Origin of the sequence: Rathayibacter sp. AY1C7, from assembly GCF_002931865.1 — a bacterium.
In the GTDB taxonomy this organism is placed as follows: Bacteria; Actinomycetota; Actinomycetes; order Actinomycetales; family Microbacteriaceae; genus Rathayibacter.
On the sequence record NZ_PSWB01000004.1, the window covers coordinates 52,233 to 64,375 of the forward strand.

Genomic DNA, 12,143 nt, shown 5'->3' on the forward strand with positions numbered 1-12,143 from the left:
CGTCGATACACTCGGAACCCCCCGCCCCGACCCTCCCGGAAGCACATGCCCGACAGCCACGCCGCCCGCACCCCCTACGAGGTGCTGGGCGTCGCCGCCACCGCGTCCGACGACGAGCTCCGCCGGGCGTACCGGCTCCGCCTCCGCGAGACCCATCCGGACACGGGAGGCGACGCCGCGTCGTTCCACGCGGTGCAGCTCGCCTGGGAGCGGATCGGCAGCGCCTCCGCCCGCGGCGACTACGACCGAGGCGCTCCCGCCCCCGGGAGGTCCTCCCCGCAGTCGCCGTACACCGGCTCACCGCGCCCGCAGACCGCCTCGGCCGTGCGCGCCCGCTCCTACGGTCACCCGGGAGGCGCGGCGCGCGAGTACTACCTGCGCCTGGTGCGCGAGTGGCTCGGCCGCGGCGTCGAGACCGAGGACCCCTTCGACCCGGCGATCGTCCGCTCCGCTCCTCGCGAGGTCCGCTCCTGGCTCGCGAAGGCTCAGGCCGAGGAGGCGACGGCCGCGCTCGTCGGCGCGCTCGGCATCGCCTACACGATCTGGAACGACGTCGCGGTCGGCGACGGCGGGCTCAAGATCGACCACCTCGTGCTCGGGCCGGCCGGCCTGCTCGCGCTGACCTCCGCCGACTGGGGCGACCCGGTCCGCCTGAGGAAGGGCGAGCTCGAGGGCCCCGGGATCGCCGAGGACGAGAAGCCGATCGCCTCGCTCGCGAAGGCCGCGCGCCGTCTCGGCCGCGAGCTGGGCGTCCGCTTCTCGACGAGCGTCGTGGTCGTGCCGGACGACGCGCTGGAGCAGCCGTTCGAGCAGGTCGAGCGCGGCAGGCACCAGGGCGCCGTCGTCATCCGCCGCTCGCTGCTGCCGCAGCTGCTGCGCTCCGGCACGGACGACCCGCGGCTCGGCGGGTACGGCGAGTCGTTCGAGGTCCGCACCCGGGTGCAGAACCGCATCCGCTTCGTCTGACGCCGCGCTAGCCGCCGCTCGCAACCGGGGCAAGGGGTTAGCGCGCATCCGGCGCCCCGCCCACCATGGGACGTGCCCCCGGGCATCCCACGACGAGCGGAACGAGGACGGACCATGGTGCGATTCGGATACACCCTGATGACCGAGCAGAGCGGACCCAAGCAGCTGGTGGGCTACGCGGTCGACGCCGAGAGGCTCGGCTTCGAGTTCGCAGTCTCGAGCGACCACTACTCGCCGTGGCTGACCGAGCAGGGGCACGCCTCCTACGCCTGGACGCTGCTCGGAGCGGTCGCGCAGGCCACGTCGACCATCGACCTCACGACCTACGTCACCGCGCCGACCATCCGCTACCACCCGGCCGTGGTGGCGCAGAAGGCCGCGACGCTCGCGATCCTCTCCGACGACCGCTTCACGCTCGGCCTCGGCTCGGGCGAGAACCTCAACGAGCACGTCGTCGGCGAGGGCTGGCCCTCGGTCGCCGTGCGCCAGGACATGCTCGAGGAGGCCGTCCACCTCATCCGCGAGCTGCACACCGGCGAGTTGGTGACCTGGGAGGGCGAGTACTTCCGCGTCGACTCCGCCCGCATCTGGGACCTGCCGGACACGCCGGTCGAGATCGGCCTGGCGGTCTCGGGGGAGAAGTCGATCGCCCGCTTCGCGCCGATCGGCGACCACCTCATCACGACCGAGCCCGACGCCGAGCTGATCTCGCAGTGGACCGCGGTCCGCGGTGCGGACGCCGCCCCCTCGCGCACGATCGGCCAGATCCCGATCTGCTGGGCGCCGGACAAGGAGCAGGGAGTGGCGCTGGCCCACGAGCAGTTCCGCTGGTTCGCCGGCGGCTGGGCGGTCAACTCCGATCTGCCGACCCCCGCCGGCTTCGCCGGAGCGAGCCAGTTCGTGCGCCCGGAGGACGTCGCCGAGCAGATCGCCTGCGGCCCCGATCTCGACGAGCTCGCCCAGAGCTTCGTGCCCTACATCGAGGCGGGCTTCACCGACATCGCCCTCGTCCAGGTCGGCGACGAGCTGCAGCAGCGGTTCCTCGACGAGGCGGCGGAGGGGCTCCTGGAGCGCCTGCGCGCACTCGCCCCCTGAGGCCGCTGGCGGGTCGCGCGGTCAGAATCCGCGGAGGCGCTCGATGTCGCGCCGGTCGCGCTTGGTCGGGCGGCCCGCTCCGCGGTCACGGACGATCACGCCCGGCGCGGACTCCCGGGGTGGCGGCGGGGGTGTCCGGTCCTCCATGCACTCGGCGGCCACCGGCGCACCGACCCGCTTGACCACGAGTCCGCGGACGATCAGCTCCCGGTCGAAGCCGCCGATCCGGGCGCGGACCTCGTCGCCGACGCGCACGGTCTGCGCCGCCTTGGCCCGCTCGCCGTTGACGCGGATGTGGCCGGCCCGAGCCGCGGTCGTCGCGGCGGAGCGCGTCTTGTAGATGCGCACCGCCCAGAGCCACGCGTCCACCCGCACGGCACCGGTCACCGGGATCTGCATCCCCCCAGTCTACGAACGGCGCCCGCTCGCCACCCACCCCGCGGTCCTACACTGGCCGCCGACAAGGAGGTTCCCATGAACCGAGACGACAGCATCTACACCGGAGCGGACGACGCGCTGCGGAGCGGCGACGACCGCATGGTCGCGGCGAACGACAGCTCCGGAGCCGGCGGAACCCGCGGCGACGTCGGCATGAGCACGACGAGCGGCGAGGGCACCGGGGTCCCCACCCGCGGCGCGCCTCCGCAGAGCGGATCCCCGTCCGAGCTGCGCCCCACCGGCTTCCCGCACGCGGGCCTGGAGTTCTCGCTCGTCCCGTCCGGGCACGAGGAGTGGCGGATCGAGCACCCGGGCGGTCGCACCGTCGGCGTCCTCGCCGTCATCTCGCACGCGGGCGAGGAGTCGGAGGCCGTGTTCGTCACGCGCCGCGTCGGCTCCGAGGACGCCGTGGCCGAGGGCACCGACTGGCGCGGCATCGTCTCGGCCGTGATCAACGACGAGGCGGCGGACGAGCGCGATCCGGTGCAGCTCGACCCCACCGTCGAGCACGTCCGCGGCGGACTGATCAGCCGCGGCCCCGCGGACGTCGACGGCCTCTCCTGAGCCCTCTCTCCTCCGGGACGCCGTCCGCGCTCGGCGCGGGGCGTCCCACGGGGAGGATCGGAGTCTCAGCGGGCGAGCAGCGCGGCGTTGATCCGGGCCGAGAGGTCGGCGTCGACGCGGCGGTCGGTCCCGTCGACGGCGCGGACGGGAGCGGCGTTGCGCGCGCTCGAGACCAGCCACGCCGCGTCCGCCGCCTCCAGATCGCCCGAGCGCAGCGGACGCACCGCCCTCCCGAGGCCGAGGCCCGGCGCGAGCGCGAACAGGTCGGCCTGCGTGGTGCCGGGCAGCAGCCCGAGGCTCGGCGGAGGAGTCACGAGCTCCCCGCCCTTCAGTAGCACGAGGTTCGAGGTCGGCCCCTCGAGCAGGTAGCCGTCGCTCGACACGAACAGGGCGTCGTCGGCACCGCGCCGGGCGGCCTCCCGCGCGGCCGCACGGTTCACCGCGTACGAGAGCGTCTTCGCGCCGGCGAGCAGCCAGGGGGACGTCGACTGCACGTCCGAGCGCAGCCCGCGGTCCAGGAGCGCCACGCGCACGCCGTCGCGGCGGGCCGGGCCGAAGTCCGGGCTGGTCTGGACGAAGACGACGCCGGTGGGCCGCCCGCCGCCCTCGACGCCGCGGGTCAGGATCGTCTTCACCATCGCCTCGGCGACGGGCGGGTGCGCGGCCACCGCCGCTCCGATCGCCTCGAGCCAGGCGGGCCGGTCCGGCCGGGGCAGGTCGAGCATCCGGGCCGAGCGCTCGAAGCGGTCCAGGTGCGCGTCGAGCGCCTGCAGCCGTCCGTCGACCAGGTTGATCGTCTCGAACACGCCGTCGCCGCGGGTGAAGCCGAGGTCGGTGACGTCCAGATCGCCGCGCCCGCTCGGATCGATGCGGTGCGCGGGTCCTCCCGGCGAGTGCGCCTCGGCGTCGAGGGAGGGTCGGTCGAGGACGACGAGGGTCTCAGCGGGCATGGGCGGTGCGGTCCTTCCGGGAGCGGCGGCGGGGGGAGAAGCGGAGCAGCGCGATCGTCAGCAGGGCGCCGATCAGGGAGCCGCTGCCGTTCGAGATGAGGTCCTGCACGTCGGAGACGCGGGTCGGCAGCCACAGCAGCTGCGCTGTCTCGACGGCCGCCGACACGGCGAGCCCGATGACGGCGGCCCACAGGCGGCGACCCGCCGGCAGCTGCGCGGCGATCAGCGCACCGAGCGGCACGAAGAGCAGCACGTTCGCGGTGAACTCCGCCACGTCGAAGTCGAACCAGCCGGTGAGCGGCGTGGAGGCGAGGAAGGCGATGATCCCGCGGATCAGCGCGTTGGGCTCCCCGGCCGGGTAGGGCGCGGGCGTCAGCGTGATCAGGGCGATCAGCGCGAGCCAGGCGAGCGTCGCGAGGCGGAGGGGTCTCGAGCGGCGCATCGTCCGATTCTGCCAGCCCGTCGGGGTCGGGCGCGGCGGGCGCGGTGTGGGAGGCTGGAGGGCATGACCAGCGAGGACCCCGGCGCGGACGCCGTGCTCCCGCGCCACCCCTTCGACGCGTCGCTCGGCGACGGCTGGGTCGAGATCGGCGACGGACGCCGCTTCTGGGGGCGCTTCGGCGCCGCCGGCCTCCTCCTGCGCGATCCGTCGAGACGCGTCCTGCTCCAGCACCGCGTCAGCTGGAGCCACTTCGGCGACACCTGGGGGCTGCCCGGCGGCGCCCGTCACCCCGAGGAGACGGCCTTCGAGGCGGCCCTCCGGGAGTCGGAGGAGGAGGCGGGCGTCCCCGCCGACCTGATCCTGCCCGTGCTCTCCAGCGTCGTCGTGATCGGACCGTGGAGCTACTCCACCGTCCTGGCCGAGTCCCGCGAGCACTTCACTCCCCGCATCAGCGACGCCGAGAGCACCGAGCTGCGCTGGGTCGCCCCCGACGAGGTCGACTCCCTGCCGCTGCACCCGGGCTTCGGAGCGGCCTGGCCGGGTCTGCGCGCGCTCGGCTCCTCGATCCCGGTGCTCGTCGTGGACGCCGCCAACGTGGTCGGCTCACGCCCCGACGGCTGGTGGCGCGACCGCGCCGGCGCCGCGGAGCGCCTCCTCGCCTCCCTGGCCCGCCTCGCGGAGGCCGGCGTCCCCGGCCGTCTCCTGGGGATCGACGCCGACACGGTCTGGCCGCGCATCGCCGTGGTGCTCGAGGGAGTGGCGCGCGCCGCCCGCCCGGAGGCGGGCGCTCTCACGGAGCGGCTCACGGTCCACTCGGCCGACGGCTCGGGCGACGACGCGATCGTCGAGCTGGTCGGCGCGCTCGAGACCGCGGTCGTCGTCACGGCCGACCGGGGACTGGCCGCCCGCGTCGAGGCGCTCGGGGCCGCCGTGGTCGGTCCGCGCTCGCTGCTCGACCTCCTCGATCCCGCCCGGGAATAGGCCGCGGGGGCACCCGGTTGCATCCCCCATGGCTACGACTGCGATGACCCTCGACTCCCACGACCAGACGATCGCCGACGGCATCGTCCTCATCGACTTCTGGGCCGACTGGTGCGGCCCGTGCAAGCAGTTCGCTCCGGTCTTCGAGGCCACGAGCGAGAAGAACGCCGACATCACCTTCGCGAAGGTCGACACGGAGGACCAGCAGCAGCTCGCCGCGAGCTACGGCATCTCCTCCATCCCCACCCTCGTGGTGTACCGCGACGGGATCCCGCTGATGGCTCAGCCCGGCGCCCTGCCCGCCCCCGCGCTCGACAACCTGATCGAGCAGGTCCGCGGCCTCGACATGGTCGAGGTGCGCCGTCAGTACGAGGAGGCGAAGGCCGCTCAGGAGGCCGGCGTCGCCCCGCAGGCCTGATCCGCCCGGCGCCTCGACCCGCTCCGCAGGCGGGAGGCGCCCGCAGACGCACGAGAACCCCCGGCAGCCGTGAGGCCGCCGGGGGTTCCGTCGTTCCGAGCCGGGATCAGCCGGTGTTCTGCAGACCCGCCGCGACTCCGTTGACCGCGAGCAGGAGCAGCCGCTGGTTCTGCTCCGTCCCGGATCCGCCCGGGTCGGTGCGGAGCGCCTTCAGTGCGCGCAGCTGCAGGAGCGAGAGCGCGTTGACGTACGGGGTGCGCAGGCGCACGGCACGGCCGAGCACGCGGTGGCCCGTGAGCAGGCTCTCCTCGCCGGTGATCGAGAGCACCCACCGGCGGGTGAGCGCCATCTCGTCGAGCACGAGTCCGGCGAGGTCGTCGCGGGAGTCGAGGGCGAGGTAGCGGCGGGCGATGCCCTCGTCGGTCTTCGCGAGCGACATCTCGACGTTGTCGACCATCGTCGTGAACAGCGGCCAGGAGGCGTAGGCCTCGCGGAGCAGGTCGAGGTCGCCGACGGCCTCGAGCGCGCTGCCAAGCCCGAACCAGCCGGTCAGGTTGACGCGGGCCTGGGTCCAGGCGAAGACCCACGGGATCGCTCGCAGGTCCTCGAGCGACTCGACCGAGAGGCCGCGGCGGGCCGGACGCGAGCCGAGGGCGAGCAGGCCCACCTCCTCCTGCGGGGTGACCCGGGCGAACCACGGCGCGAAGCCGTCGGCCTTCACGAGCTCGAAGAAGCGGCGGCGCGACTCGCGGTCCATCGTCGCCGCCACCTCGGCGAAGCGCTCCGCGGCGCCCGCGTTGCGCTCGCCGACCGCGGGGGAGGAGGCGAGCAGCGTCGCTCCCGCCACCTGCTCGATGTGCCGGGTGGCGATGTCCGGGTTGCCGTAGCGGGCGAAGATGACCTCGCCCTGCTCCGTCAGCTTGAAGCGGCCGTCCACCGATCCGGGCGGCTGCGCGAGGACGGCCCGGTTGGCCGGCCCGCCGCCGCGGCCGAGCGCTCCGCCGCGCCCGTGGAACAGCGTGAGCACGATGCCCTCGTCGGCCGCCCACTGCGCGATGCGCGCCTGCGCGTCGTAGAGCGCGAGCGTCGCCGAGACCGGTCCGACGTCCTTCGACGAGTCGGAGTAGCCGAGCATCACCTCGAGCCGGTTGCCGGTGGCCGCGAGGCGCGCCTGCACCTGGGGGAGGCGGATCATCTCGGCGAGGATGTCGGTCGAGGCGTCGAGGTCGGCGAAGGTCTCGAAGAGCGGGACCGCGTCGATGATCGGCGGCTTGCCGTCGGTCGCCGCCTCGGCCAGTTCGAAGACCGTCCGCAGGTCGTCGGCCGACTGCGTGAAGGAGACGATGTACCGCCTCGCCGCGTCGGTGCCGAAGCGCTCCTGGACCTTCGCGATCGCCCGGAACACCGACAGGACCTCGAGGCCGCGCTCGTCGAGCTCCTCGCCGGCGCGGATCGCGGCGATCGTCTCGCGGTGCACCTTCGAGTGCTGGCGCACCTCGATCTCGGCGAGGTGGAAGCCGAAGGTCTCGAGCTGCCAGACGAAGTCCTGGAGGTCGCCGTAGGCGGCGCGGACGTCCTCGGCCTCGACCAGGGACTCCTGGAGGGTGCGCAGCTCGGCCAGCAGCTCGGCGGCGGCGGAGTAGGCCAGCGGCCCCTCGGACCGGGTCGCGGCCAGGCGCTCGGCCGCGAAGAGCAGGACGCGGCGGTGCGCCTCGTTGGGCGAGCGCTCGGCGATGTCGGCGGCGAGCTCGGGAGCCCGCTCGACGCAGGAGGCCCAGAGCGCCTCGACGGCGGCCGACGGGGGAGTGGTCGACGCGTCGAGGGTCAGCGCGCGGCCCACGCGGCGGGCGACCCGCTCGAGGCCCATGAGGACGTGCTCGGAGGCGATGTCCACCGCAGCGAGGGTCGTCTCGGCGGTGACGAAGGGATTGCCGTCGCGGTCGCCGCCGATCCAGGTGCCCAGGCGGACGAAGGCCGGTGCGACCGGAGCCCGGGTGCCCGAGCCCTCGCCGAGCAGAGCGTCGTCGAGGCGGCGGTAGACGCGGGGGAGCACCGAGAACAGCGACTCGTCGAAGACGCTCATCGCGGTGCGCACCTCGTCGAGGGGAGTGGGCTTGGACTCGCGCAGCGGAGCGGTGCGCCACAGCGTGTCGACCTCGGCCAGCAGCTTGCGGCGGATCTCCACCAGCACGACGCCGCCCATGCGCGGGTCGTCGCGCTGCTCGAGCAGGTCGCTGATGCGGCGGATGGTCGAGGCCACTGCGCGGCGGCGCGCCTCGGTCGGGTGCGCCGTGAGGACCGGGCGGAACTCCAGTCGGGACAGGCGCGCGAACGCCTCGTCCTCCCCGAGCTCCCCGGTCAGCCGGCGCATCGAGGCGAGGATCGAGTCCTCGGGCGACTGCGCGCCGGCGTCGGCCTCGCGCCGGCGCAGCACGCGGACGCGGTGGAACTCCTCCGCCACGTTGACGAGGTGGAAGTAGCAGGTGAACGCCCGGGCGACCTCCTCGGCGCGCTCGAGCGTGAGCGAGGCGACGAACTCCTCCGCCTCCGCGGTCCCGGCGGCGTCGCCGCTGTCGTAGGCGCTGATCGTGAGCGCGCGCAGGCGCTCCACGTCCTCGTAGAGGGAGGGCTCGCCCGACTCGCGGAGCACCTGGCCGAGCAGCTCGCCCAGCAGGTGGACGTCGGCGCGGATCCTCTCGTCGAGCGGAGGCGCGGTCGTCCCGTCGGCGGAGGAGGGGGCGGTGGCGGAGGCGGGTGCTGCGGTCGCGGCGGACGCGTCGGAGAACGGATGCACGGGAGAGACCTTAGCGGCGGTGCGTATCGAGCACATGACGCCTGCGTCACGATCCGAACTGGAATGATCGAGGGGTGACCGTGACAACCGCACCCCCCGCTCCCGCCGTCCAGACCGAGCAGGCGGCACCCCATGTCGTCGTGCTGTTCGGCGCCGTCGGCGACCTGGCCCGGCGCAAGCTCATCCCGGGGATGGCCCACCTCGCGCTCTCCTCCCTCGCACCGGACCTGCAGATCGTCGGCACCTCGCTCGAGGAGCACGACGACGCCTCGTTCCGCGCCTTCGCGAAGCTGGCCTACGACGAGTTCGGGAGCCGCTCCCTGACGCCGGCGCAGTGGGACGAGTTCGCGTCCAAGCTCCGCTACGTCCCGCAGTCCGCCGGTCCGGCCGCGCTGGCCGCCGCCGTGACCGACGCCGAGGCGGTCCTCGGCCCGGACGTGAGCCGGCTGCACTACCTCAGCGTCCCGCCCAGGGCAGCTCTCTCCGTCGTGCGGATGCTCGCCGAGGCCGGGCTGGTCGAGCGCTCGCGGATCATCATGGAGAAGCCGTTCGGCGTCGACCTCGAGAGCGCGGTCGTCCTCAACGCGGAGCTCCACGAGACCTTCAGCGAGGAGCAGATCTTCCGGATCGACCACTTCCTCGGCAAGGAGCCGGCGCAGAACATCCTCGCCTTCCGCTTCGCCAACGGCCTCTTCGAGCCCATCTGGAACCGCAACTTCATCGATCACGTCCAGATCGACATCCCCGAGCGCCTCACGCTCGACCGTCGCGCCGAGTTCTACGAGTCCACCGGCGCGTACAAGGACATGGTCGTCACCCACCTCTTCCAGGTGCTGGCGTTCATGGCGATGGAGCCGCCGACCGCGCTGGAGCCCCAGGCCATCAGCGAGGAGAAGAACAAGGTCTTCCGCTCGATGCGTCCGCTGAACCCCGAGAACGTGGTGCGCGGCCAGTACATCGGCTACCGCGACGAGCCGGGCGTCGCCGCCGACTCCGAGACCGACACCTTCGTCGCGCTGAAGTGCGAGATCGACAACTGGCGCTGGGCGGGAGTGCCGTTCTACCTCCGCACCGGCAAGCGGATGGCCGAGGGTCAGCGCATCATCTCGATCGCGTTCCGCGAGCCCCCGAAGAGCATGTTCCCGCAGGGCTCCGGAGTCGGTGCCCACGGCCCGGACCACCTCACCTTCGACCTGGCGGACGCCTCGAAGGTCTCGCTCTCGTTCTACGGGAAGCGCCCCGGTCCCGGCATGCGGCTCGACAAGCTGAGCATGCAGTTCGCGCTCCAGGAGACCGACCGCGCGGGCGACGCGCTCGAGGCCTACGAGCGCCTGATCCTCGACGCGATGCGCGGAGACCACACGCTGTTCACCACCGCGGAGGGCATCGAGCGGCTCTGGGAGGTCTCCGCGCCGCTCCTGCAGGATCCGCCGCCCGTCCGTCTCTACGCGCCCGGCTCCTGGGGGCCGAACGCGATCCACCAGCTGATCGCGCCGCACGCCTGGCGCCTGCCGTTCGAGCGGGTCTGGCGCGACAAGCGCTGACCACGCCGCCGTGCGCCCCGCCTAGGCTGGGCGCATGGCGCGCACCGGTGAGGACCGGATCTGGACGGTCCCGAACGTCCTCAGCATGGTGCGTCTCGCGCTGGTGCCGGTGTTCCTCGTGCTCGTGGTCCTCGGCGAGGACGCGCTCGCGCTCCTGACCCTCGTCGTCTCGAGCCTCACCGACTACCTCGACGGCTGGATCGCGCGCCGCTTCGACCAGATGACGCGCCTCGGCCGCGTCCTCGATCCGGCCGCCGACCGCCTCTACATCTTCGCCACCGTCCTGGGCCTCGCGGCCCGCGGACTGGTGCCCTGGTGGCTGGTCGCCGTGCTGCTCGCCCGCGACCTGATGCTCGTGGTCCTGGCGGTCGTCCTGGCGAACAACGGCTACGGACCGCTTCCCGTGCACCACCTGGGGAAATTCGCGACCTTCTGCCTCTTCTACGCGCTCCCGCTGATCATGCTGGGGCAGGCGTTCCCGGCCCTCGCGCCCGCCTCGCTCCCCATCGCCTGGGCCTTCGCGCTGTGGGGCGCATTCCTCTACTGGTGGGCCGGGATCGTCTACGCCGTCCAGACGCGGGACCTCGTCCTGGGGGTCCGCACAGGTGCTCAGGGGTCCGACGAGGGTCACGATTCGGATACGCTGACCTGATAGGAGGTACGTCTTGGTCGAGCCCGTCGGTGGAGCATCATCCGCCCAGCACAATTCCGTTCCCGGTGAGCCGTCGACGGAGACGACTCTGACGTTCACCGACGACATCGGTGCCCAGCTCGCCGCTCTCGACAACCGCGCGTCCCGCGAGGAGGCCGAGGCCGTCGGGGCTCTGCCCTCGGGATCCGCGCTGCTGGTCGTGCGCCGCGGACCGAACACCGGCGCCCGCTTCCTCCTCGACACCGACTCCACGACGGTCGGCCGTCACCCCGACGCGGGCATCTTCCTCGACGACGTCACGGTCTCGCGCCGGCACGCCGAGTTCGTCCGCCGCGGCACGGCGTTCGAGGTCCACGACCTCGGCTCCCTGAACGGCACCTACTTCGACGGGGTCCGGATCGAGTCCGCGATCCTCACCGACGGCTCCGAGGTGCAGGTCGGCAAGTTCCGACTCACCTTCTACGCGTCCCGCGCCGACCTCGTCGCCGCTCCGGACGCGTGAGCCGTGGGCCGCTCCTCCGCGCGCGCCCTCCCCACCGGCTCCGCCGCTCTGCTGAGCATCGGGCAGGTGCTGGCCAGGCTGACCAGTGAGTTCCCGGACGTCACCCCGTCCAAGCTGCGCTTCCTCGAGGAGCAGGGGCTCGTCTCGCCGGCCCGCACCGACTCCGGCTACCGCAAGTTCTCGGGCTCCGACGTCGAGCGGCTCCGGATGATCCTCGCTCTGCAGCGCGACCACTACCTCCCCCTCAAGGTCATCCGCGGATACCTCGACGACATCGACGCCGGACGCGAGCCCGCCCTGCCGGCCGGTGTCGGGGGTCCGAGCGCCTCGCTCCTCGGCCCCGCCACGCGGTTGACCCGCGAGGGCCTCGCGGCCGAGTCCGGTGCCACGCCCGCTCTCGTCCAGGAGGCCATCGCCGCCGGGCTCGTGCGGGGCGGCGACGTGTTCGGGGACGAGGCCGTGACGACGCTCAAGGCGCTCGTCGACCTCGGCCGATCCGGTATCGAGCCCCGCCATCTCCGACCGCTCCGCGTCGCCGTCGAGCGCGAGATGTCGCTCATCGAGAGCGTCGTCGCCTCCAGCGCCCGCCGCGGGGAGGCGTCCGGCTCCGCCGGCGCTGCCGAGAACGCGGTGGGGCTCGCGACCCAGCTGGGCACGATCCGCGGGGCGATGGTGCGCAGCGCCCTCTCGCGGATCGCCCGCTCGTGAGGGCCGCGCCGCCGGCCGTCGGGCGGCCCGTGCGACACGCCGCGGCGCCGAGGCCGATGTCGTTTACTCGGCCTGCGCCGGTCGGTACG

Annotated in this window: 13 protein-coding genes; 9 read left to right on the forward strand and 4 right to left on the reverse strand. The window is 73.3% G+C overall.

The window, feature by feature from the left end; all coding sequences use genetic code 11:
* The first annotated feature begins 45 nt into the window (after window positions 1–45).
* Window positions 46–966 carry a J domain-containing protein gene (locus C5C69_RS03185; protein WP_104222564.1) on the forward strand — a complete coding sequence of 307 codons (921 nt, stop codon included), beginning with the start codon at window positions 46–48 and terminating at the stop codon, window positions 964–966.
* A 114-nt stretch (window positions 967–1,080) separates the two neighbouring features.
* Window positions 1,081–2,061: a TIGR03557 family F420-dependent LLM class oxidoreductase gene (locus C5C69_RS03190; protein ID WP_104222565.1), complete on the forward strand. Its 981-nt coding sequence runs from the start codon at window positions 1,081–1,083 to the stop codon at window positions 2,059–2,061.
* A gap of 21 nt (window positions 2,062–2,082) precedes the next feature.
* On the opposite strand, the gene C5C69_RS03195 is transcribed toward C5C69_RS03190, so the two are convergent.
* Window positions 2,083–2,460 (reverse strand): RNA-binding S4 domain-containing protein, encoded by a 378-nt coding sequence (locus tag C5C69_RS03195; protein ID WP_181027140.1) that lies wholly within the window; start codon window positions 2,458–2,460, stop codon window positions 2,083–2,085.
* 75 nt (window positions 2,461–2,535) lie between these two features.
* Here C5C69_RS03195 and C5C69_RS03200 point away from each other — a divergent pair, with 75 nt between their 5' ends.
* A complete protein-coding gene (locus C5C69_RS03200) occupies window positions 2,536–3,063 on the forward strand; it encodes a hypothetical protein (RefSeq protein WP_104225386.1) in 528 nt (175 codons plus the stop codon).
* A 65-nt stretch (window positions 3,064–3,128) separates the two neighbouring features.
* Here the strand turns inward: C5C69_RS03200 and C5C69_RS03205 are convergent, their stop codons facing one another.
* Both C5C69_RS03205 and C5C69_RS03210 read right to left on the reverse strand, forming a co-directional pair.
* Window positions 3,129–4,013: an aminotransferase class IV gene (locus tag C5C69_RS03205; RefSeq protein ID WP_104257310.1), complete on the reverse strand. Its 885-nt coding sequence runs from the start codon at window positions 4,011–4,013 to the stop codon at window positions 3,129–3,131.
* On the reverse strand, window positions 4,003–4,455 hold the full coding sequence (locus tag C5C69_RS03210) for a VanZ family protein (RefSeq protein WP_104257311.1): 453 nt from the start codon (window positions 4,453–4,455) through the stop codon (window positions 4,003–4,005). Before C5C69_RS03210 ends, C5C69_RS03205 begins: the two co-directional genes overlap by 11 nt.
* A gap of 63 nt (window positions 4,456–4,518) precedes the next feature.
* On the opposite strand from C5C69_RS03210, the gene C5C69_RS03215 reads away from it, so the two are divergent.
* Entirely contained in the window at window positions 4,519–5,436 is a 918-nt protein-coding gene (locus C5C69_RS03215) for an NUDIX domain-containing protein (protein WP_104257312.1), read from the forward strand.
* Between the two features lie 28 nt (window positions 5,437–5,464).
* Window positions 5,465–5,854, forward strand: coding sequence for a thioredoxin (gene trxA, locus C5C69_RS03220; RefSeq protein ID WP_104222570.1), 390 nt, complete (start codon window positions 5,465–5,467; stop codon window positions 5,852–5,854).
* A gap of 106 nt (window positions 5,855–5,960) precedes the next feature.
* Here the strand turns inward: trxA and C5C69_RS03225 are convergent, their stop codons facing one another.
* Window positions 5,961–8,684, reverse strand: a complete 2,724-nt coding sequence (locus C5C69_RS03225) for a phosphoenolpyruvate carboxylase (RefSeq protein ID WP_104222571.1) — start codon at window positions 8,682–8,684, stop codon at window positions 5,961–5,963.
* Window positions 8,685–8,728: 44 nt separating this feature from the next.
* Between C5C69_RS03225 and zwf the strand changes: the two genes are divergently transcribed.
* From zwf to C5C69_RS03245, 4 genes are read left to right on the forward strand one after another with little or no spacing between them, the layout of a single operon-like run.
* On the forward strand, window positions 8,729–10,192 hold the full coding sequence (gene zwf, locus C5C69_RS03230; RefSeq protein ID WP_104225448.1) for a glucose-6-phosphate dehydrogenase: 1,464 nt from the start codon (window positions 8,729–8,731) through the stop codon (window positions 10,190–10,192).
* Between the two features lie 34 nt (window positions 10,193–10,226).
* On the forward strand, window positions 10,227–10,844 hold the full coding sequence (locus C5C69_RS03235; protein ID WP_104222572.1) for a CDP-alcohol phosphatidyltransferase family protein: 618 nt from the start codon (window positions 10,227–10,229) through the stop codon (window positions 10,842–10,844).
* 13 nt (window positions 10,845–10,857) lie between these two features.
* The gene (locus C5C69_RS03240; protein WP_104222573.1) at window positions 10,858–11,346 is read left to right on the forward strand and encodes an FHA domain-containing protein; all 489 of its coding nucleotides are present in this window, start codon (window positions 10,858–10,860) and stop codon (window positions 11,344–11,346) included.
* Window positions 11,347–11,349: 3 nt separating this feature from the next.
* Window positions 11,350–12,054 carry a MerR family transcriptional regulator gene (locus C5C69_RS03245; RefSeq protein ID WP_104222574.1) on the forward strand — a complete coding sequence of 235 codons (705 nt, stop codon included), beginning with the start codon at window positions 11,350–11,352 and terminating at the stop codon, window positions 12,052–12,054.
* Window positions 12,055–12,143 lie beyond the last annotated feature (89 nt).

Coding starts and splice junctions, on each gene's coding strand:
- C5C69_RS03185 (WP_104222564.1), top strand. CDS start 46: ATGCCCGACAGCCACGCCGCCCGCACCCCCTACGAGGTGCTGGGCGTC.
- C5C69_RS03190 (WP_104222565.1), top strand. CDS start 1,081: ATGGTGCGATTCGGATACACCCTGATGACCGAGCAGAGCGGACCCAAG.
- C5C69_RS03195 (WP_181027140.1), bottom strand. CDS start 2,460: ATGCAGATCCCGGTGACCGGTGCCGTGCGGGTGGACGCGTGGCTCTGG.
- C5C69_RS03200 (WP_104225386.1), top strand. CDS start 2,536: ATGAACCGAGACGACAGCATCTACACCGGAGCGGACGACGCGCTGCGG.
- C5C69_RS03205 (WP_104257310.1), bottom strand. CDS start 4,013: ATGCCCGCTGAGACCCTCGTCGTCCTCGACCGACCCTCCCTCGACGCC.
- C5C69_RS03210 (WP_104257311.1), bottom strand. CDS start 4,455: ATGCGCCGCTCGAGACCCCTCCGCCTCGCGACGCTCGCCTGGCTCGCG.
- C5C69_RS03215 (WP_104257312.1), top strand. CDS start 4,519: ATGACCAGCGAGGACCCCGGCGCGGACGCCGTGCTCCCGCGCCACCCC.
- trxA (WP_104222570.1), top strand. CDS start 5,465: ATGGCTACGACTGCGATGACCCTCGACTCCCACGACCAGACGATCGCC.
- C5C69_RS03225 (WP_104222571.1), bottom strand. CDS start 8,684: ATGTGCTCGATACGCACCGCCGCTAAGGTCTCTCCCGTGCATCCGTTC.
- C5C69_RS03235 (WP_104222572.1), top strand. CDS start 10,227: ATGGCGCGCACCGGTGAGGACCGGATCTGGACGGTCCCGAACGTCCTC.